General features: G+C 57.6%; 17 protein-coding genes. 11 read left to right on the forward strand and 6 right to left on the reverse strand.

Features of this window, described 5'->3' with window-relative positions:
* Window positions 1-317 precede the first annotated feature (317 nt).
* Together putP and PSES9_RS0104215 are read left to right on the forward strand one after the other, a co-directional pair.
* Window positions 318-1,802, forward strand: a complete 1,485-nt coding sequence (gene putP, locus PSES9_RS0104210) for a sodium/proline symporter PutP (RefSeq protein ID WP_010484450.1) — start codon at window positions 318-320, stop codon at window positions 1,800-1,802.
* 156 nt (window positions 1,803-1,958) lie between these two features.
* Window positions 1,959-2,180, forward strand: a complete 222-nt coding sequence (locus PSES9_RS0104215) for a VF530 family DNA-binding protein (protein WP_010484452.1) — start codon at window positions 1,959-1,961, stop codon at window positions 2,178-2,180.
* Window positions 2,181-2,249: 69 nt separating this feature from the next.
* On the opposite strand, the gene PSES9_RS0104220 is transcribed toward PSES9_RS0104215, so the two are convergent.
* The gene (locus PSES9_RS0104220; protein ID WP_010484454.1) at window positions 2,250-2,663 is read right to left on the reverse strand and encodes a hypothetical protein; all 414 of its coding nucleotides are present in this window, start codon (window positions 2,661-2,663) and stop codon (window positions 2,250-2,252) included.
* A gap of 283 nt (window positions 2,664-2,946) precedes the next feature.
* Between PSES9_RS0104220 and PSES9_RS0104225 the strand changes: the two genes are divergently transcribed.
* Window positions 2,947-3,660: a class I SAM-dependent methyltransferase gene (locus PSES9_RS0104225; protein WP_010484455.1), complete on the forward strand. Its 714-nt coding sequence runs from the start codon at window positions 2,947-2,949 to the stop codon at window positions 3,658-3,660.
* On the opposite strand, the gene metR is transcribed toward PSES9_RS0104225, so the two are convergent.
* Window positions 3,657-4,574: a transcriptional regulator MetR gene (metR, locus tag PSES9_RS0104230; protein WP_010484457.1), complete on the reverse strand. Its 918-nt coding sequence runs from the start codon at window positions 4,572-4,574 to the stop codon at window positions 3,657-3,659. The two genes, PSES9_RS0104225 and metR, sit on opposite strands and share 4 nt — an antisense overlap.
* A 167-nt stretch (window positions 4,575-4,741) precedes the next feature.
* On the opposite strand from metR, the gene metE reads away from it, so the two are divergent.
* Together metE and PSES9_RS0104240 are read left to right on the forward strand one after the other, a co-directional pair.
* A complete protein-coding gene (gene metE / locus PSES9_RS0104235; RefSeq protein ID WP_010484458.1) occupies window positions 4,742-7,030 on the forward strand; it encodes a 5-methyltetrahydropteroyltriglutamate--homocysteine S-methyltransferase in 2,289 nt (762 codons plus the stop codon).
* Window positions 7,031-7,223: 193 nt separating this feature from the next.
* Window positions 7,224-8,213 carry an alpha/beta fold hydrolase gene (locus tag PSES9_RS0104240; RefSeq protein ID WP_010484460.1) on the forward strand — a complete coding sequence of 330 codons (990 nt, stop codon included), beginning with the start codon at window positions 7,224-7,226 and terminating at the stop codon, window positions 8,211-8,213.
* A gap of 32 nt (window positions 8,214-8,245) precedes the next feature.
* Here PSES9_RS0104240 and glpD read toward each other — a convergent pair whose 3' ends face one another.
* Window positions 8,246-9,802: a glycerol-3-phosphate dehydrogenase gene (gene glpD, locus PSES9_RS0104245; protein WP_010484462.1), complete on the reverse strand. Its 1,557-nt coding sequence runs from the start codon at window positions 9,800-9,802 to the stop codon at window positions 8,246-8,248.
* 162 nt (window positions 9,803-9,964) lie between these two features.
* Window positions 9,965-10,723, reverse strand: coding sequence for a DeoR family transcriptional regulator (locus PSES9_RS0104250; protein WP_010484464.1), 759 nt, complete (start codon window positions 10,721-10,723; stop codon window positions 9,965-9,967).
* A 93-nt stretch (window positions 10,724-10,816) separates the two neighbouring features.
* Here PSES9_RS0104250 and ybaK point away from each other — a divergent pair, with 93 nt between their 5' ends.
* The 4 genes from ybaK (at window position 10,817) to PSES9_RS0104270 (ending at window position 14,549) form a co-directional block, all read left to right on the forward strand.
* On the forward strand, window positions 10,817-11,287 hold the full coding sequence (gene ybaK / locus PSES9_RS0104255) for a Cys-tRNA(Pro) deacylase (protein WP_010484466.1): 471 nt from the start codon (window positions 10,817-10,819) through the stop codon (window positions 11,285-11,287).
* Window positions 11,288-11,384: 97 nt separating this feature from the next.
* Window positions 11,385-12,872, forward strand: coding sequence for a glycerol kinase GlpK (gene glpK, locus PSES9_RS0104260; protein WP_010484468.1), 1,488 nt, complete (start codon window positions 11,385-11,387; stop codon window positions 12,870-12,872).
* 30 nt (window positions 12,873-12,902) lie between these two features.
* Window positions 12,903-13,730 (forward strand): substrate-binding periplasmic protein, encoded by an 828-nt coding sequence (locus PSES9_RS0104265; RefSeq protein ID WP_010484470.1) that lies wholly within the window; start codon window positions 12,903-12,905, stop codon window positions 13,728-13,730.
* Between the two features lie 27 nt (window positions 13,731-13,757).
* Window positions 13,758-14,549, forward strand: coding sequence for a PhzF family phenazine biosynthesis protein (locus tag PSES9_RS0104270; protein WP_010484472.1), 792 nt, complete (start codon window positions 13,758-13,760; stop codon window positions 14,547-14,549).
* Between the two features lie 18 nt (window positions 14,550-14,567).
* On the opposite strand, the gene PSES9_RS0104275 is transcribed toward PSES9_RS0104270, so the two are convergent.
* Window positions 14,568-15,677, reverse strand: coding sequence for an ABC transporter ATP-binding protein (locus PSES9_RS0104275; RefSeq protein ID WP_010484474.1), 1,110 nt, complete (start codon window positions 15,675-15,677; stop codon window positions 14,568-14,570).
* Complete coding sequence (gene argF, locus PSES9_RS0104280) at window positions 15,674-16,594, reverse strand: ornithine carbamoyltransferase (protein WP_010484475.1); 921 nt, start codon at window positions 16,592-16,594, stop codon at window positions 15,674-15,676. Before argF ends, PSES9_RS0104275 begins: the two co-directional genes overlap by 4 nt.
* 320 nt (window positions 16,595-16,914) lie before the next feature.
* Here argF and PSES9_RS0104290 point away from each other — a divergent pair, with 320 nt between their 5' ends.
* Both PSES9_RS0104290 and grxD read left to right on the forward strand, forming a co-directional pair.
* Window positions 16,915-19,023 carry a molybdopterin oxidoreductase family protein gene (locus tag PSES9_RS0104290; RefSeq protein WP_010484477.1) on the forward strand — a complete coding sequence of 703 codons (2,109 nt, stop codon included), beginning with the start codon at window positions 16,915-16,917 and terminating at the stop codon, window positions 19,021-19,023.
* 120 nt (window positions 19,024-19,143) lie between these two features.
* The gene (gene grxD / locus PSES9_RS0104295) at window positions 19,144-19,470 is read left to right on the forward strand and encodes a Grx4 family monothiol glutaredoxin (RefSeq protein WP_010484479.1); all 327 of its coding nucleotides are present in this window, start codon (window positions 19,144-19,146) and stop codon (window positions 19,468-19,470) included.
* The last annotated feature ends 82 nt before the right edge of the window (window positions 19,471-19,552 follow it).

Consider the following 19,552-nt stretch of genomic DNA (forward strand, 5'->3'; position numbering starts at 1 on the left):
CTTAAAGGGGGGGCCGGTTGTTCTGATATTACGCTGGGCCGGGCTTTCCGGCCGCAGGGTATAGACAAGGTATCCGCTTTATTACGTGGGATCCTGTGAAAAGGTAGCGAGCGACGATAGGACAAGGGACAAAACTGCGAAAAGCGGAGTTTAGTGGGCCTAAGTGCGCATTTGAGCAGTTTTTAACGCCGTAATATCTAGCGCAGTAGCTTTTCAGGGATTCCGAGGTGCGGGCGCTACACGCGACCGCTGCTTGCCATACAGGGCATGGGCCAACCCCGTGCTGCCATAACAACAAACGAGAGGGGAACACCCCAATGACTGCGAACACACCCATGCTTGTCACCTTTGTGGTGTACATTGCTTTGATGATCGGGATCGGCCTGTTTGCCTATCTGCGTACCAAGAACCTGTCCGATTACATCCTCGGTGGCCGTAGCCTCGGCAGCTATGTAACTGCGTTGTCAGCAGGTGCATCGGACATGAGCGGCTGGTTGCTGATGGGCTTGCCGGGCGCGGTATACCTGTCAGGCTTGTCCGAAGCCTGGATTGCCATTGGCCTGGTGATCGGTGCATACCTGAACTGGCTGTTTGTTGCAGGCCGCCTGCGGGTGCAGACCGAGCACAACGGTAATGCACTGACCCTGCCGGATTACTTCACTAACCGCTTCGAAGACAATAGCCGTGTGCTGCGGATCTTCTCTGCGCTGGTCATCCTGGTGTTCTTCACCATTTATTGCGCATCGGGCGTAGTAGCAGGTGCGCGTCTGTTTGAAAGCACCTTTGGCATGTCATACGAGACTGCACTGTGGGCCGGTGCCGCGGCAACCATCGCCTATACCTTTATCGGTGGCTTCCTGGCTGTCAGCTGGACTGACACCGTACAGGCAACGCTGATGATCTTCGCCTTGATCCTGACACCAGTGGTCGTAATGATCGCCACCGGCGGCGTAGATCCAACATTCGCTGCAATTGAAATGCAAGACGCCACCAACTTTGACATGTTCAAAGGTGCAACCTTCATTGGTGTGATTTCGCTGATGGCCTGGGGCCTGGGCTACTTCGGCCAGCCGCACATCCTGGCGCGCTTCATGGCGGCCGACTCGGTTAAAACCATTCCTGCAGCACGTCGTATCTCCATGGCCTGGATGATCCTTTGCCTGATCGGTACCGTGTCTGTTGGTTTCTTCGGTATTGCTTACTTCACGGTACACCCGGAGGTTGCAGGTCCAGTAACTGAAAACCCTGAGCGGGTCTTCATCGAACTGGCCAAATTGTTGTTCAACCCATGGGTTGCAGGCGTTCTGTTGTCGGCCATCCTGGCTGCCGTGATGAGTACCTTGAGCTGCCAGCTGTTGGTCTGCTCGAGCGCGCTGACAGAAGATTTCTACAAAGCTTTCCTGCGCAAAGATGCTTCGCAAACCGAGCTGGTCTGGGTGGGTCGTGGCATGGTGTTGCTGATTGCCTTGGTCGCGATCTTGCTCGCTGCTGATCCAGAAAACCGCGTATTGGGCCTGGTGTCCTATGCCTGGGCCGGTTTCGGTGCTGCATTCGGACCCGTTGTCCTGCTTTCCGTCATCTGGGGCCGCATGACCCGCAACGGGGCACTTGCCGGTATGTTGGTCGGCGCCATCACCGTGATCGTGTGGAAGAACTACATCGGTCTGGGTCTGTACGAGATCATTCCTGGCTTCATCCTCGCAACGCTGGCGATTTTGCTTTTCAGCCTGCTGGATAAAGAACCGTCTGCAACCATGCAGAAGCGCTTCGCTGACGCCGAGAAAGAGTACAACGCTGTCTGATAGCCAGTGTTGAGCAGCACAAAACCGGTCCATGGGCGTTACCATGGACCGGTTTTTTAATGCCTGCACTGCGGGTGAAATTACGTTTATTGCTTCCGTTCGCACCCGGGCTTGGCTATGGTGCGCTTCTCAACCGACTCGCTGCATGGGCATGGCATGACTCAAACCGCAAACAATCCGCTACACGGCGTCACGCTTGAGGCAATTCTCAATCAGTTGGTTGCAGCTTACGGGTGGGATGGCCTGGCGCAGCGTATTGATATCCGCTGCTTTAAAAGCGACCCGAGTATCAAGTCGAGCCTGACCTTCTTGCGCAAGACGCCTTGGGCGCGGGAGAAAGTCGAAGCGCTGTATATCAAGACGCAACGCCGAACCTGACACCGGAAGGCTTTGCGGACAGCACTGCCAGCAAATCGAGCCGCCAAGCTGGCGGCCCATCGGCGCTCATCAGCTCATGGGTTCGTCGTCGCGCACCAGGATGTATTCACGGCCGTTGTCATCTTCGCTGTAGTCGAGCACGTAGAACATCACCACTTCACCCGGGTTCGGCATGGTCGCGACATAGTCGTTGCCTTCCACCGTGAAGAACTGTGCTGACTCGGGCTTGGACTCGCACTCGATAAATGCAGTCATGAACAGCTCGGGGTTGGTATCGCCAAAAAACTCTTCCCGTTCCTGCTCATCCCAGTCGGCTGGCGCTTCGAAGACGCCGGTGAAAAGAATCTTGGCATCGCCCAGGTCAATCTCTTCAGCATCAGGGTCTTGCTCATCCGGACGATAAACCATGCAGTTCAGTGCGTCTTCGTGGGTCAAGGTGGCATTGCGCGCGGCAAGGCGCTTTTGCGGGTCGAGTGGTGGCACGTCTAGCTCCATGTATGTGGCCCTGTGCTGGTAGTTTCAGCAGCGGTGACTGACAGCAAACCATAGTCAGCAAGTATTAAAGGAAAAAGACCATCGGTCAGCTTTCGATTTCCATGCATGCCTATGGTTCATCCGTAGGGGCAGATATTACCACCGCACGGGGCTCGGCCATGGGCGAGCAAGCACTATATTTGATGGTAGTCGCTGCTTGGCTAAAGTGCAGGCACGGAGCAAGGTTAAAGGATCAAGGGCTGGCACCAAAGCCAGCCGAAGCGAGGTTGATATGCCAGTTGATAAGCCCAGGCAACTGATGCGCAGTTGGCAGGCCAATGCCGAGGCGTGGGCCAGGGTTGTTCGTGAACAGTGTCTGCCCAGCCGTCGCCTGGTTACGGATGCTGCGGTGCTTGATGCCATCGCTGAATGTGCGCCCAGGCGCGTGCTGGATGTCGGTTGCGGTGAGGGCTGGCTGTGTCGGGCACTGGCGGCAAGCGGTATTGAGGTGCTGGGTGTCGATGCCTCGCGGCCATTGATCTTGCAGGCTCGCGCAGCTGACCCTTATGCGCAACGCTATCATGAGCTTGGCTATGACCAGCTCGCCGAGGCGGGGCAGGCATTGGGCAAATTTGACTTACTGGTATGCAATTTTGCCCTGCTTGAGGAAGATCTTTTACCCAGCCTCAAGGCCATGCGCAGCCGGGCGACTGACGCTGGCCTGCTGCTGATCCAGACCTTGCACCCCTGGCAGGCCTGCGCCAGCCAGCCCTACGTCGACGGTTGGCGGGTTGAGTCATTCAGTGACTTTGGCAATGAGTTCACCCAACCCATGCCGTGGTTCTTTCGCACCTTGCAATCCTGGCTCGCTTTGCTGGCCGAGGCGGGGTGGCAATTGCAGTGGTTGCAGGAACCCAAACAGCCGCAGCAGATGCAGCCTGCGTCGATGTTGCTGTTGTTGCGCGCGCAGGCTGAACCTGGCTCTGAGCAGCCAGGCGCTGGTTAGCGGGCGACGCTGACACCTTCAAGGTTGGCGAATGAGGTGTCCTTGGCGGTCAGCAAAAAGTCACGCATAAAGGGCGCATCGAGCATGTCGGTGCGAATTCCTGCATAGAGTGTGGCCAGCAAACCCTTTTCGCCAAGTCGCTTGGCGGTCACATAACCGCGCGAGCTGTACTCGTGCAGCGCCCAGTTTGGCAACCCACAGACGCCCCGGCCGCTGGCGACCAACTGCATCATCATCACCGTCAGTTCGGAGGTGCGAACCTGCGCAGGTTCGATGTCGGCGGGCTCCAGGAAACGGGTAAAAATATCCAGGCGATCACGCTCCACAGGGTAGGTGATCAGCGTTTCCTGCTCTAGATCCTCGGCGACGATAAAGGCCTTGGTTGCCAACGCATGCTGGTTGGCGACGGCGAGCATGGCCTCATAGGTGAACAGCGGGATATAGGTAATGCCCGCCAGTTCGAGGGGGTCCGAGGTCACTACCAGGTCGAGATCGCCACGCGCCAAGGCTGGCAAGGGTGCAAAGGAAAAACCAGAGGCCAGGTCGAGTTCCACCTCGGGCCAGGCATCGCGGAACTGGTCAATGGTCGGCATCAGCCACTGGAAACAACTGTGGCATTCAATCGCCATATGCAATCTGCCAGCAGTGCCGCCAGCCAAACGCGACAGGTCACGTTCGGCCCTGCGCAGCAGTGGCAATACCGAGTCCGACAGTTGCAACAAGCGCAAGCCGGCACTGGTGAAGCGCACAGGCTTGGTCTTGCGCACAAATAGCTGCATGCCCAAACGTTCTTCAAGCTCCTTGAACTGATGCGAGAGAGCGGATTGAGTCAGGTGCAAGCGTTCGGCTGCATCAACCAGGCTGTCGCTTTCGCGCAGTGCGTGCAGAGTTTTCAGGTGGCGAAGTTCAAGCATGGTGATCTCACGGTCGCGGGCGCAATAAAGACAAAGCGGTGTGCAGGTTCAGACGTGGCGCTATATGAACATGAGTAAAACTATAGATCAATACGAATATGTTGAGTTTGTCTCATGATTAGCGGTTGTTGAGAATACAGGCCATCATCTGTATGGAGTAATTAGTCATGGCTGTATCTCATTCCCTCGGTTTTCCTCGCATCGGTCGCGACCGCGAATTAAAAAAGGCGCTGGAAGCCCATTGGCGAGGCGAGCTGGATGAGGCCGGTTTGCGTGCGGTGGGTCGCCAACTGCGCGCTGCGCATTGGCAACTGCAAAAGGATGCGGGAATCGACTTGCTGCCAGTGGGTGACTTTGCCTGGTACGACCAGGTGCTCACACACTCCCTGACATTTGGGGTGATCCCCCAGCGTTTTCGGCCTGACGTCGGCCAGCCAACCTTGGATACCTTATTTGGCATGGCTCGCGGTGTCAGCAAAAGCTGTTGTGGCGGCGCCCATGCGCAAGAGATGACGAAGTGGTTCGATACCAATTATCACTACCTGGTGCCTGAGTTCAGCGTTGATCAGCGCTTCCAGCTGAGCTGGGAGCAGCTGTTTGAGGAGGTCGCCGAGGCCCAGGCCCTGGGGCAAAAGTTCAAGCCTGTAGTGATTGGCCCGCTGACCTATTTGTGGCTGGGTAAAGCCAAGGGCGATGAGTTCGATAAACTGGATCTGCTTGAGCGCCTGTTGCCACTCTACGGTGAGATTCTCGGACGCCTGGCTGCCCTGGATGTCGAGTGGGTGCAAATCGACGAACCCATTCTTGGCCTGGACCTGCCGCAGGATTGGAAAAACGCCTTCGAGCGCGCTTATCACTTGCTCCAGCATGCGCCGCTGAAAAAACTGGTCGCGACCTATTTTAGCGGTCTTGAAGACAACCTTGGTCTGGTCGTGGGCTTGCCAGTCGATGGCTTGCATGTCGATTGGGTGCGGGCGCCCGAACAACTGCCGCTGCTGATTGATCGCCTGCCAAGCTATAAGGTGCTGTCACTGGGCGTGGTCAATGGACGCAATGTCTGGCGTTGCGACCTGGGTGCTGCGCTGCAGGCGTTGAAGCAGGCGCAAGTTCGCTTCGGTGACAACCTTTGGGTTGCTGGATCATGCTCGCTACTGCACAGCCCGGTTGATCTGCAGCCAGAAGATGCGCTGGATACCGAGCTTAAAGGCTGGCTGTCGTTTGCCGTGCAAAAGTGCTCGGAAATTGCGCTGTTGGGCAAGGCCTTGAACGATCCTGAGTCTGCCGAGGTCAAGGCTGCATTGGCCGAGAGTGCACAGGTCCAGCTCAGCCGTAAGCAGTCAAAACGCATTCACAAACCTGAGGTGCAAGCGCGCTTGAGTGCGGTGACAGCAGCAGACAGCCAGCGTAAATCAGCCTTTGTTGAACGTATTGACCTGCAACGCGAACGGCTGCAGTTACCAGCGTTCCCAACCACCACCATCGGCTCTTTCCCACAGACCGCCTCTATTCGTCTGGCGCGTCAGTCATTCAAGCAAGGCAAATTGTCAGGCGCTGAATACACCGAGGCGATGTTCAGTGAGATCCGCCACGCAGTTCAAGTGCAAGAAGACCTTGGCCTGGATGTGCTGGTGCATGGCGAGGCAGAGCGTAATGACATGGTCGAGTATTTCGCCGAGCAGCTCGATGGCTATGCGTTCACCCGTTTTGGCTGGGTCCAGAGCTATGGCTCGCGCTGCGTGAAACCAGCGGTGATCTTTGGTGATTTGAGCCGACCTAAAGCCATGACGGTCGAATGGATTCGTTATGCGCAGGGCCTGACCAGCAAAGTCATGAAGGGGATGCTGACCGGGCCGGTGACCATGCTGATGTGGTCCTTCCCGCGTGAAGATGTCAGCCCTGAAGTCCAGGCGCGGCAGTTGGCACTGGCAATTCGTGATGAAGTGGTTGACCTGGAGCGAGCCGGAATCAAGATCATCCAGATCGACGAGGCCGCGTTCCGTGAGGGCCTGCCGTTGCGCAAGGCGGCCTGGCAGTATTATCTCGACTGGGCGACCGAGGCATTCCGCTTGTGTGCATCGGGTGTACAGGACCAAACCCAGATCCACACGCACATGTGCTACAGCGAATTTAATGATGTGATCGAGTCAATCGCGGCGATGGATGCCGATGTCATCACCATCGAGACTTCGCGTTCGGACATGGAGTTGCTTGATGCATTCGAAGCCTTCGATTATCCCAATGACATTGGCCCTGGTGTCTACGACATCCATTCGCCACGGGTGCCGGAAACCGCTGAAATCATCAAGTTGATGACCAAGGCAGTGCAGCGCATCCCGGCGGAACGGCTGTGGATTAACCCCGACTGTGGCTTGAAAACCCGTGGCTGGGCCGAAACCGAAGCTGCGTTGGTAAATATGGTCGCGGCAGCGCGTCAGTTGCGCACTCAGCTGGCTTAAATCGGCGAAATGCCAGAGCGCGCATGCAATGTGCGGGCGCTCTGGCAGGCTTTAAAACGCTATCAATCAAGTGCTTCATGGCTAAAACGACCACTGAGCAGGGTTCATCAAATTGTCATGGTTCTGTGGCAGCGCGAAAGCATAAATATCATCAAGATTGCACCTTGATGGGGTTCTGCGTTTTGGTGTTTTTATGCGTGCGTTTTTATTTATGGTCGCGCTGTTATTCAGCGTGTCGTCTTTTTCTGCGGTCCGTTGCGACCTGACATCCGCTACACAATTTGCCGATGTGGGTGAGCTGAGTCTTGCCTATCAAAGTGTCGGTCGTACCCGTGATCCCGCCTTATTGCTGGTGATGGGCCTGGGCGGCCAACTGATCCACTGGCCGGATGAGGTGGTGGAATCGCTGTGTGAGCAGGGGTTTCGGGTGATTCGCTTCGACAATCGCGATGGCGGTTTGAGCCGTTGGCATCAGCCCGTGGCGCCGGTAAACCTGACCATCCAAGCGTTGCGCTACAGAATCGGCATCAGTGTGTCGGCGCCTTACAGCCTGACAGATATGGCCCGTGATTCACTGGGTTTGATGGATGCACTGGGCATTGAACGCTTCCATGTCCTGGGTGCAAGCATGGGGGGCATGATCGCCCAGCACCTGGCGGATCTCGCGCCGCAGCGGGTGCAAAGCCTGACGTTGATCATGAGTAGCTCGGGAGCCGCGGGCTTACCGGCGCCAAGTCCAAAGCTGCTGGCGTTATTGGGCCGCCGTGAAGCGCCCAACAGGGCGGTGGCCTTGGAACAACAAGCGGATCTGCTCGCTGCTTTGGGCAGTCCCGAGGTCAAGGATGATCGCCAGCAGTTGCTGCACGAAGCGCAGGTTTCCTACGATCGCGCATTCAATCCGCAAGGGGTTGAGCGACAGATCGCAGCCATTCTGGCCGAGCCGAGCCGGGTGGAGCTGCTCAATCGCCTACGGGTTCCGACTCTGGTGGTGCATGGCACGGCAGACCCGCTATTGCCGGTAATGCACGGCGTACACCTGGCGGCGCACATTCGCGGCAGCCAGTTAAAACTGATTCCCGGCTTGGCCCATCGTTTTCAGGCTGCGTTTAAAAAGCCGTTGCTTGCAGCGGTGCTGCCCTATTTGATTGCCCACCGTAGGGATACTCATATCGCCCAGTTGTAGGCTGGGGAAGCTTGTGCGGGCAAACAATTTGCCTATTGAAGCAGCGCCGGGCCCAGGGGCACTGGTTTCGCAGCCTGCGAACGGCGTTCCTGCAGGTATTGGCCAAGGCGTAGTTGTTCTGCGGCGCTCATGAACAGGCCAAGCTTGGTGCGGCGCCAAAGAATATCGGCAGGCGCCGTAGCCCACTCCTCGGCGCACAGGTATTCAACTTCCCGGGCATACAACTGGGCGCCAAAATGCTCGCCCAGGTCTTGTAGCTTGTCTACTCCGTCCAACAACAGCCAGCTGCGGTTGCCATAGGTGGTTGCCCAGCGCCGAACCAAGCTGTTCGGCAACCAGTTGAACCTGGCGCTGAGCGCGTCGACCAAGGCGGCCTGGCTTGTAAAGTCCTCGGCGCCGGGTAGCAAACTGGTCGCGGTCCAGCCTGGCCCCATTTGCGGGAAGTGGCTGGCCAGCAGTTTCAGTGCGGATTCGGCCAGCTTGCGGTAGGTGGTCAGCTTGCCGCCGAATACCGAAAGCAGAGGAGCCTCACCGGGATGCCCAGAGAGTGACAGGGTGTAGTCGCGGGTGACGGCTGACGGTTCGGCAGACTCGTCATCACAGAGTGGCCGGACCCCTGAAAAACTATGCAGGATATCCACGCGTCCAAGAGACTGGCGAAAGTGCGCGTTGAACACATTGAGCAGGTAATCGGTTTCTTCTTCGGTGATGGCCACCGTGCGTGGGTCACCTTGATACTCACGGTCGGTGGTGCCGATCATGGTGAATTGATCGAGGTAGGGGATCGCAAACACCACGCGTTGGTCTTCGTTCTGCAGGATATATGCCTGCTCACCTTCGAACCTGCGCGGCACTATGATGTGGCTACCTTGGATCAGGCGAACCCCGTAGGGGGATTCTTGCTTGAGATCGTCGCGAATAAATTTCGCCACCCAGGGGCCGGCGGCATTGACCAGCGCACGGGCGCGAATTGAAAACAGGCTGCCATCGCCGCGTTCAAGATGAATGTGCCATAAGCCTTTGCTGCGTCGTGCGCTGGTGCAGCGGGTTTGGGTGTGGATGTGGGCGCCGCTCTCACGGGCGGCCATGGCGTTTAGCACCACCAGCCTGGCGTCGTCGACCCAGCAATCCGAATATTCAAAGCCTCGGGTGATATGCGCTTGCATTGGGCTGTTTGCGGCGAAGCGTACAGCGTTGGACGCCGGCAGTTTTTCACGCTTGCCAAGATGATCATAGAGAAACAGCCCCGCGCGGATCATCCATGCAGGCCGCAAGTGCGGGCGGTGCGGCAGGATAAACCGCATGGGCTTGATGATATGGGGGGCCTTGGCCAGCAGCACTTCGCGTTCGGCAAGTGCTTCGCGCACCAGGCGAAATTCATAGTGCTCAAGGTAGCGCAGGCCGCCGTGGATCAGTTTGCTGCTGGCGGAAGAAGTGTGTTCGGCCAGGTCGTCGCGCTCGCAAAGAAACACTGATAAACCGCGCCCTGCTGCATCGGCGGCAATTCCGACTCCGTTAATGCCGCCGCCAACGATGGCAACATCATAAACTTCGGCAATGGGTGCGCTGTGGCTGCTGTGTTTGGACATGCTGACACTCACCAGGGATCGAAATTGAACTATTGATGTTCACTTCCGAACATATGCTAGTTGAATAAACCTGGCTTCGCCAGTCGACAAGCCACGAAAGTTTGTCTGCTTTGAGTCTTCAGCTGCGCCCTGGTTTGCGTCGCGTCTTGCTACAGGGGCTGTCTAGACCAGGTTGAGTTGGATCTTGGCGTCGCGCAAAAGCCGGCAGATCGCCGGGCTTGGCGCTGCGTCGGTAAATACTTGGTCGACCAGGTTGATCGACCCCAGGCGCACCACGGCGTTACGTCCGAATTTATTTGAGTCAGCGGCCAACAGAACCCGGCGGGCATTGTTGATGATTGCCTGGGATACCCGCACTTCCTGATAGTCAAAGTCGAGCAAGCTGCCGTCTTCATCAATGCCGCTGATGCCAACCAGGGCAAAGTCGACCTTGAATTGCTCGATGAAGTCGACTGCGGCCTGGCCCACGATTCCGCCGTCGGCACGCACCGTTCCGCCGGCCACCAGTACTTCGAAATCAGCCTTGGTGCTCAGTTGTGCGGCCACATGCAGGTTGTTGGTGATGATTTTCAAGCCTTTGTGGTTCTGTAGCGCGCGGGCAATGGCTTCGGTGGTCGTGCCTATGTTGATGAACAATGAAGCGTGATCAGGTATTTGGGCAGCAACGGCTTCGGCAATGCGCAGCTTTTCTTCGCGCATTTGCCCGGCGCGCATGGTGTAGGCAGTGTTTTGCGTGCTGGAGCTTTCGCACGCCGCGCCGCCGTGAGTACGGCGTAGCAAGCCCTGTTCGGCGAGCTGGTTGATGTCGCGGCGGATAGTCTGCGGGGTTACAGTGAATGCCTGGGCAAGTTCCTCGATGCTGACGTATCCGCGCTCGCGGGCGAGATTGAGAATGTCTTGCTGGCGCGGTGGCAGGGTCATGGGCGAGTCCTTTTTTGCGCCATTATAGGCTGCTCAGGAAGAAATTTTCGGCTATGGTAATGAGACTTTGTCTGAGTATTTTCACAAACGAACATGACCCCTGCAATCGATCTGTTAAAAAAGGCCAAGGCGCCGTTCCAGGTTCACAGCTACAGCCATGATCCGAAAACGGCTTCCTATGGGCTGGAGGCTGCCGAGAAACTTAACCTTGATCCTGCGCGTGTGTTCAAGACGCTGCTGGCGGCAAGCGAGAAGGGCGAGCTTATAGTTGCTGTGGTGCCCGTCGCCGGTAGCCTGGACTTGAAGGCGCTGGCCGCTGCAGCCGGGGTCAAGAAGGCCGATATGGCCGATCCAGTTGCCGCGCAAAGGTCAACGGGTTACTTGCTCGGTGGCATTAGCCCGTTGGGGCAAAAGAAGCGGCTGCGTACCTTTATCGACACCTCGGCCCAACAGTTTCCGAGCATTCATGTCAGTGCCGGGCGGCGCGGACTTGAGGTCGAGTTATCGGGTGCCGTCCTGGCGCAACACACCAATGCCCAATTTGCGGCAATTGGCCGCGAGTAATTTCAGTTTGCTGCATGCCTTGGGTGCGGCGTGCACTCATTCACCTTGGCCAACACATTTTCGGTTGTGAAGGCCCGACAATAATAAGGACACATACATGTCACGGTTTCTGCTGGCGATCGACCAAGGCACGACGAGCAGTCGCGCAATTGTATTCAGTGCCCAGGGCTTGCCTGTGGCGCAGGCGCAGCAGGAGTTCAAGCAGTATTTCCCGCAAGACGGCTGGGTCGAACATGATGCCGAGGAGCTTTGGCAGAGCACCCTGGATGTTTGTCGGCAGGCGCTGGAACACAGTGGTCTGGAGATTGACCAGATTGCTGCAATAGGCATCACCAACCAGCGTGAAACCACCTTGGTATGGGATGCCCAAAGTGGCGAGCCAATCCATCACGCCATTGTCTGGCAGGACCGGCGTACCGCTGATTACTGTGCACAGCTCAAGCAGGCCGGGCATGAGGCTCGCGTGGCAGCCAAGACCGGACTGCTGATCGACCCCTATTTTTCCGCGACCAAGCTGCGCTGGATTCTGGAAAATGTACCCGGCGCTCGCGAGCGAGCAGAGCGGGGCGAGTTGCGCTTTGGTACGGTCGACAGCTTCTTGCTGTGGCGCCTGACGGGCGGCCAATCACATAAGACCGATGCGACCAACGCCTCGCGTACCTTGATGTTCAATATCCATACTCAGCAATGGGATGCCGAGTTGCTGGAGTTGTTTGATATCCCGGTGAACATGCTACCCGAGGTCATGGATTCGGCTGCGGATTTTGGTGCTTGCTTGCCCGAGCTCCTGGGGGCGGCCATTCCGGTGCTGGGTATTGCGGGCGATCAGCAGGCGGCGTTGGTTGGTCAGGCCTGTTTTCAGCCGGGGATGGTCAAGAGCACCTACGGCACTGGCTGCTTCATGATCCAGAATACCGGTGATACGCCGGTTACCTCGCAGAACCGCTTGTTGACCACAGTGGGTTATCGCCTCAATGGCAAGGTTACATACGCCGTCGAAGGCAGCATTTTCGTAGCTGGCGCAGCCGTTCAGTGGCTGCGTGACGGTATCAAGCTGATCAATCATGCGCGCGACAGCGAAGCAATGGCCGTGCAAACTGGTGATGCGTGTGGCGTGTATCTGGTACCTGCCTTTACGGGGTTGGGAGCACCTTATTGGGACCCCAAAGCGCGGGGCGCGATCTTTGGCCTGACCCGCGATACTGGTATCAAGGAAATCGTCACCGCAGGCTTGCAGTCGGTTTGCTACCAAACCCTGGACCTGCTTGAGGCCATGCGCCAGGACGGCGCCGCTGCGCCCAGTGCTCTTCGGGTTGACGGCGGCATGGTTGAAAATAACTGGGTCCTGCAGTTTTTGGCCGATATTCTCGGGGTCACTGTAGAGCGTCCTAAGGTTACAGAAACGACGGCGCTCGGGGTCGCATACCTTGCAGGGCTGCAAGCGGGTATCTACCCTGACCTCGAAGCAATTGCCAGCCATTGGCACTGCGAGCAACGCTTTACCCCGTTAATGGCAGATAGCCATCGTGATACGCTTTACAAGGGCTGGTTGGATGCCGTAAAGCGGGTACGCAGCGAGAACTAGCCCACATCGGCTTTTTTGTGAGGCAGACCTTTGATTCGCTTTCTTCGCTTATGGCTGGCTTTTATTGCAAGTTTTTGCGCGCAGGTGCTCTGGGCCGCAGGGGCGGATAACGAAACCCTGGTCATCACCGGCGACCTTTGGTGCCCTGTGAACTGCGCGCCGGATGGGCAGCAGCCAGGGATATTCGTAGAGTTGGTGCAAGACATCTTTGCCGAACGCGGGATTGAGGTCGAGTACCGGGTGACCAATTGGGCGCGGGCTGTTCATGAGGTTCGGCTAGGTAAAGCCAATGCGTTGCTTGGCGCTGGCGTCAGAGACGCTCCAGATTTCATCTTTACCAAGACGGCTGTGGGCATCTCGCGTAATTGCTTCTACGCCAAGCCAGGCCCTGGCTGGCGCTACCAAGGGGTCGATTCGCTGGCCAGGGTCACGGTCGGAGCTATTAATGGCTATAGCTATGGCCAGGAGCTGAACACCTATTTCGAGCGTTACCGTGCTGATTCGGCACGAGTGCAGATGGCGTCCGGTGATCGGGCGCTAGCCCTCAATATTGATAAATTGCGCAAAGGCCGCGTGGACACCATTATTGAGAATAACTGGGTCATGCAAGCCTATTTGGCCAGGCAGGGGCAAACCGATGCCCTGCTTGAAGTTGGTTGTCGCAAGATAGATGTTCCGATCTACGTCGCGTTCAGCCCCGCACTGGGGGCCAGCCAGCGTTATGTCGATATTTTCGAGCAGGGCCTGGAACGCTATGCCGCCACGGGAAAAGTGGCTGCGCTATATCGGCGTTATGGCATCAGCCCGCCGGCTATCGACCCTGATCATTCCTCCCCGGCCCCTGACCCGCAGCGGTGATGACCCAGACAACCAAGGATTATCGTGATGCAACTCGAATATCATCAAGTCGATGCTTTTTCCAACCGCCCATTTTGCGGTAACCCAGCTATTGTTTATCGCCTTGATCACTGGCTCGATGACGCGCTGATGCAGCGTATCGCGGCCGAACACAACCTGGCGGAAACCGCATTTCTAGTAAAGCAGTCCGAGCATTGGCACATACGCTGGTTCACACCGGCTACCGAGGTGCCGTTGTGCGGTCACGCGACGCTGGCCAGCGCTTATGTGCTGTTCAATATCTATGCAGAGCCGGGCGAGGTTATCGAGTTTCACAGCCTGTCCGGGCCGCTACGGGTCAGGCGCGCCGGGCAACGTTTGGAGCTGGACTTCCCTGCGCAAAATATTGAGCCCGATCATCGGTTGCTCGACGCGGTGTCTGCAGCGCTGGGGGTTGTTGTCGAGGCCGCATTTGTCGGTCCGGAACTGCTCGCGGTGGTGGCGGATGAAGCTACGGTGCGCAATTGCCAGCCTGACTTGGCTGAAGTCGCCAAATTGCCGGGCATGGGTGTCATCATCACCGCGCCAGGGCAGCAATATGATTTTGTCTCTCGCTACTTTGCCCCTTCGATCGGGATTGCCGAGGACCCCGTTACCGGCGCCATCCACTGCAGCTTGATTCCCTATTGGTCGAAGCGCCTGGCCAAGCTTGAGATGCGTGCGTACCAGGCCTCTGCGCGGGGCGGGGAATTGCATTGTCGGTTGGCGGGGGAGCGGGTGAAAATTGCCGGTGACGCCGTTCTGGTCGCCAAGGCAACCTTGTTGCTGGGGGACGTCTAGTCCCCCTTGTGACCTGGGCTAGCTGCCAGCGCTGTGGCGGCGTACGCCAGAGCTTGGCGGGTTGGCGTGGGTTGCGACGCTGCCGGGTACTGCAAATGCGACCAAGTGCTCCGCTGCAACGCGAATCCCCACGCTTTCACCTGGCTGATGATCCGCGTGGCTGGGAAATAGCGCCTCAAGCTGGCTCCCGGTTGGCAGTTGCAGGCGATACAGGGTTGCCGCACCCAGGAAGGTCTTGCCGACAATCAGTGCTGTCAGCGAACTTTCCGGAGCGTAAACAATGTCGTCGGGCCGCAGTAGTACATCTACCGCGCTGCCGGTCGGCCAGATATAGGCACGATCACCGCTGATCACCCCCAGTTCGGTCTGCACCTTTTCCGGGCTCAGCAACTGGCCACGGATGAAATAACCCTGGCCGATAAAGCTGGCGACAAAAGGGGTCTTGGGTTCGTGGTACAGGTTGTAGGGGGTGTCCCACTGCTCCAGCTTGCCTTCCTTGAACACTCCGACATGATCGCTGACAGCAAAGGCTTCTTCTTGATCGTGAGTCACCAGGATCGCGCTGGTGCCACGGCTCTTGAGGATTTCACGAACCTCACGGCTCAAGCTGCGGCGCAGTTCGCCATCAAGGTTGGAGAAGGGCTCATCAAGTAATAGCAACTGGGGTTCTGGCGCCAGTGCACGGGCCAGCGATACCCGCTGCTGCTGTCCGCCAGACAACTCGTGCGGGTAGCGTTTGCCAAGGTGGTCAAGCTTGACCAGCGCCAGCAATTCCTCGGTGATGCGCTCGCAGTCTGGTTGTTTGCGAATGCCAAAGGCGATGTTCTGCGCCACGCTAAGGTGGGGGAACAGGGCGTAGTCCTGAAACACCATGCCGATCCGTCGCTTCTCCGGCGCTAGGGTAAAGCCGGCACTGGAAATCACTTCGCCGGCCAGGCTTATCTCGCCGCTGTGCACCGGCTCAAAGCCGGCAATCGCGCGCAATGTCGTGGTCTTGCCGCAGCCGGATGAGCCGAGCAGGCAGCCAATATCGCCGGCATTGAGGTGTAGATTGAGGTCCTGTACTACCTTGTGCTCGTTGTAGCCACAGCTCAGGTCGCGCAGGTTAAGCAGCATTGAGTGTGTCATACGTGGTGGTGTGACGCTTCGACTAGGAATTCAAGCAAGGCCTTTTGCGCATGAAGACGGTTTTCCGCCTGGTCCCATGCGGCCGAGCGCGGATCGTCAAGCAAGTCTTCGCTGATCTCTTCGCCACGGTGGGCCGGCAGGCAGTGCAGGAACAATACGCTTTCGTCCGCCATATCGAGCAGGGCACGATCGACCTGGTAGGGCTTGAACAGCTTCATGCGTTCTTGCGCTTCGTCTTCCTGGCCCATCGAGGCCCATACGTCGGTCGTCACCAAGTGCGCACCAACCACTGCCTGGCGTGGATCGCGGATGATCTGTACCCGCTCTCCAGCTTCGGCCAGCAGCCTGGCGCTAGGCTCGTAGCCCTCGGGGCAGGCAACGCGCAACTGGAAGTCGAACTGGATGGCAGCCTCTATATAGGAGTTGCACATGTTGTTGCCATCACCGATCCAGACCACGGTTTTGCCCGCGATGCTGCCACGGTGTTCAAGGTAGGTCTGCATGTCGGCCAGCAACTGGCAGGGGTGCAGGTCATCTGACAAACCATTGATGACAGGTACGCGCGAGTTCGCGGCAAATTCGGTCAGGGTGTCGTGGGCGAATGTGCGGATCATGACCGCATCGAGCATGCGAGACATCACCTTGGCTGCGTCGGCAATGGGTTCGCCACGGCCCAGTTGGGTGTCGCGTGGCGACAGGAAAATAGCCTGGCCGCCAAACTGGATCATGCCCGCTTCAAAGGACAGGCGTGTCCGGGTCGAGGCCTTCTCGAAAATCATGCCCAGTACACGGTTCTTGAGCGGTTCGAAAAGCACGCCTCGGTTGCGCAAATCCTTTAGCTCCATGGCGCGGCGGATCAAGCTCACCAGCTCAGTGGGGCTACAGTCCATCAGCGAGAGAAAGTGTCTTGCGCTCATCAAAAATACCTTTTTTACAACAGGGCGCAGGTGGCACAAGCACTATAAATAGTAGAAATGGCTGGACCTGCGGCAGGAGGCCGCACAGTGCGACGTAACAGGGAAAGGCGAAATCTTATAAGCAAATGACGATTCGGCGCAAATTGTCTGCTGTTTCAGGCTTTGCCAGCCTGCTCGGCGGCGGCCTGCTGGTGCTGGATTGGTTGCCCTGATGCCTGTCAATTCACAGGACTAACGCTGCTGGTGCGATATCGGGCTGCGCGCCATAGTCGTTATTTGCACTCCTGCGGGTGCACTCGAATAATAAAGCGAGGCCGGCCATGAGCAAGACTCTCCATCACCGTGCGTGTCATCTATGCGAAGCCATCTGCGGCCTGACGATCGAAACCGAGCGTGCGCCGGACGGCCGTCAGCAAATCGTATCCATTAAAGGCGATGCACAGGACACCTTCAGCCGTGGTCACATCTGCCCAAAAGCGGTGGCACTGCAGGATATCCAGAACGACCCCGACCGGATACGTCAGCCAATGCGTCGTGTGGGCGGTGAGTGGCAGGCCATCGAGTGGGACGAGGCCTTTGCCCTGGTTGCCGAACGCCTGAGCGATATCCAGGCGCGGCACGGTAACAATGCTGTGGCGATCTACCAGGGAAACCCGAGCGTGCACAACTACGGGCTGATGACTCACAGCAACTATTTTCTAGGGCAGTTGAAAACCCGTAACCGCTTTTCGGCAACCTCGGTCGACCAGTTGCCGCATCACCTCACCAGCCATCAAATGTATGGCCATGGCTTTCTGTTTCCGATTCCGGATATCGATCACACCGACTTTATGTTGATCCTCGGGGGCAATCCGCTAGCGTCCAACGGCAGCATCATGACGGTGCCGGATGTCGAGAAGCGGCTGAAGGCAATCAAGGCCCGTGGCGGCAAGTTTGTGGTGGTTGACCCGCGCCGCACGGAAACCGCCGCAATTGCCGACCAACACCTGTTTATCCGTCCCGGGCAGGATGCCGCGCTGCTGCTTGCTCTTTTGAACACCCTGTTCAGTGAAAACCTAACACGCCAGACCCACTTGGATGTAGAGGGCTTGCAGGCAGTGCGTGAGGCCGTTGCCGGTTTTAGCGCCGAGGCAATGAGTGAGCGTTGCGCTGTTCCAGCTGACGTTATCCGCCAGTTGGCGCGGGACTTCGCTGGCGCTGATAAAGCGGTGTGCTACGGGCGTATGGGCGTTTCGACCCAGGCATTCGGCACCCTGTGCCAGTGGTTGGTGCAGTTGATCAACCTGGTGACTGGCAACCTGGATCGGGTTGGCGGTGCGCTTTGCACCGAGCCGGCGGTTGACTTGGTGGCGAGCACCTCGGGGGGGCACTTCAATGTTTGGCAAAGCAGGGTTTCAGGCTTGCCTGAGTATGGCGGCGAACTGCCGGTCGCGGCGCTGGCCGAGGAAATGCTGACCGAAGGCGAGGGGCAGGTCAAAGCCTTGGTCAGCGTAGCGGGTAATCCGGTGTTGTCGACGCCCAACGGGCGCAAGCTGGAGCAGGCGCTCGATGGTCTGGAGTTCATGCTCAGCATCGACTTTTACATCAATGAAACCACTCGCTACGCCGATTTGATCCTGCCGCCGACTGCGCCGCTGGAGCACGATCACTACGACACCACCTTTAACAGCTTCGCGGTGCGTAATGTCACGCGCTTCAACGAGCCGGTACTGGACAAGCCCGCCAATGCCTTGCATGACTGGGAAATATTCATCGGCCTGGCCAAGGCGTTCTCTGCAAAAATGGGCACCGAACTCAAGCCAACCATGGCCCCTGTCAAGATGATCGACATGGGCCTGCGGCGCGGTGCCTATGGTGACAACTCCGAGCATAAGCTCAGTGTTGATGCGCTGCGCGAACACCCCCATGGCCTGGATCTGGGACCGCTCAAGGCTAATTTGGCCGCCCGTATTCGTACGGAGGATAAAAAGGTGCAGGCGGCGCCTGCTCTCTTCATGGCTGACCTGCAGCGCTTTGCCCAGCAACCTTTGGCTGCTGCCGATGAACTGTTGCTGATTGGTCGCCGGCACGTGCGCAGTAATAATTCGTGGATGCACAATTATCACCGCCTGGTGAAGGGCAAGCCGCGTCATCAACTGTTAATGCATCCTGCAGATCTGACCAGCCGTGGCTTGACGGATGGCCAGCGGGTGCGGGTGCGCTCACGGGTTGGGCTGATTGAGGTGGAGGTCGCCGCCAGCGCTGACATGATGCCGGGTGTGGTGAGCCTGCCTCATGGTTGGGGGCATGCCCGGCCTGGAGTGCAAATGGCAATTGCCAGTCATCAGCCGGGTGCCAGTGCCAATGACCTGACCGACGAGCTGCAACTCGATGCGCTATCAGGAAATGCCGCGCTGAATGGGGTGCCGGTCGAAATAGTCGCCGCCTGAGAGGCTCAGGTCGGTATTTGGGCTGGGTTGTTTCCGACCAAGCATTACACTCGGCTTTTCGCTACAATAGCGCCAACCGTGTCGACTTTTGAGTCGTAAAGCTTAGTCCTGAGGTGCCCAATGGATATCATCGAAACCATCAAAGAACAGATCGCCAACAACCCCGTTCTGTTGTACATGAAAGGCTCGCCGAATGCCCCGCAGTGTGGCTTCTCGTCCAAGGCCTCGCAGGTCGTCATGGCGTGTGGCGAAAAGTTCGCCTATGTCGATATCCTGCAGAATCCGGATATCCGCGCCAATCTGCCAAAGTACGCCAACTGGCCAACTTTCCCGCAACTCTGGGTCGGTGGTGAATTGGTCGGCGGCAGCGATATCATTGCCGAGATGTTTGACAATGGTGAACTGCAGCCCATGATCAAGGCGGCAGTTGAGAAGTCCGAAGCCTAAGCTTCGCGGGTTCTGGAAAAATCGATGCCTCGGCATCGATTTTTTTTTGCCTTGCGCAAACCCTTTGTCCCGGATCGTTGCT

Source organism: Pseudomonas sp. S9 (assembly GCF_000222125.1).
Lineage (GTDB): Bacteria > Pseudomonadota > Gammaproteobacteria > Pseudomonadales > Pseudomonadaceae > Aquipseudomonas > Aquipseudomonas segetis.

Coding starts and splice junctions, on each gene's coding strand:
- PSES9_RS0104240 (WP_010484460.1), top strand. CDS start 7,224: ATGCGTGCGTTTTTATTTATGGTCGCGCTGTTATTCAGCGTGTCGTCT.
- PSES9_RS0104225 (WP_010484455.1), top strand. CDS start 2,947: ATGCCAGTTGATAAGCCCAGGCAACTGATGCGCAGTTGGCAGGCCAAT.
- putP (WP_010484450.1), top strand. CDS start 318: ATGACTGCGAACACACCCATGCTTGTCACCTTTGTGGTGTACATTGCT.
- glpK (WP_010484468.1), top strand. CDS start 11,385: ATGTCACGGTTTCTGCTGGCGATCGACCAAGGCACGACGAGCAGTCGC.
- glpD (WP_010484462.1), bottom strand. CDS start 9,802: ATGTCCAAACACAGCAGCCACAGCGCACCCATTGCCGAAGTTTATGAT.
- PSES9_RS0104250 (WP_010484464.1), bottom strand. CDS start 10,723: ATGACCCTGCCACCGCGCCAGCAAGACATTCTCAATCTCGCCCGCGAG.
- metR (WP_010484457.1), bottom strand. CDS start 4,574: ATGCTTGAACTTCGCCACCTGAAAACTCTGCACGCACTGCGCGAAAGC.
- PSES9_RS0104290 (WP_010484477.1), top strand. CDS start 16,915: ATGAGCAAGACTCTCCATCACCGTGCGTGTCATCTATGCGAAGCCATC.
- grxD (WP_010484479.1), top strand. CDS start 19,144: ATGGATATCATCGAAACCATCAAAGAACAGATCGCCAACAACCCCGTT.
- PSES9_RS0104215 (WP_010484452.1), top strand. CDS start 1,959: ATGACTCAAACCGCAAACAATCCGCTACACGGCGTCACGCTTGAGGCA.
- ybaK (WP_010484466.1), top strand. CDS start 10,817: ATGACCCCTGCAATCGATCTGTTAAAAAAGGCCAAGGCGCCGTTCCAG.
- PSES9_RS0104270 (WP_010484472.1), top strand. CDS start 13,758: ATGCAACTCGAATATCATCAAGTCGATGCTTTTTCCAACCGCCCATTT.
- metE (WP_010484458.1), top strand. CDS start 4,742: ATGGCTGTATCTCATTCCCTCGGTTTTCCTCGCATCGGTCGCGACCGC.
- argF (WP_010484475.1), bottom strand. CDS start 16,594: ATGAGCGCAAGACACTTTCTCTCGCTGATGGACTGTAGCCCCACTGAG.
- PSES9_RS0104275 (WP_010484474.1), bottom strand. CDS start 15,677: ATGACACACTCAATGCTGCTTAACCTGCGCGACCTGAGCTGTGGCTAC.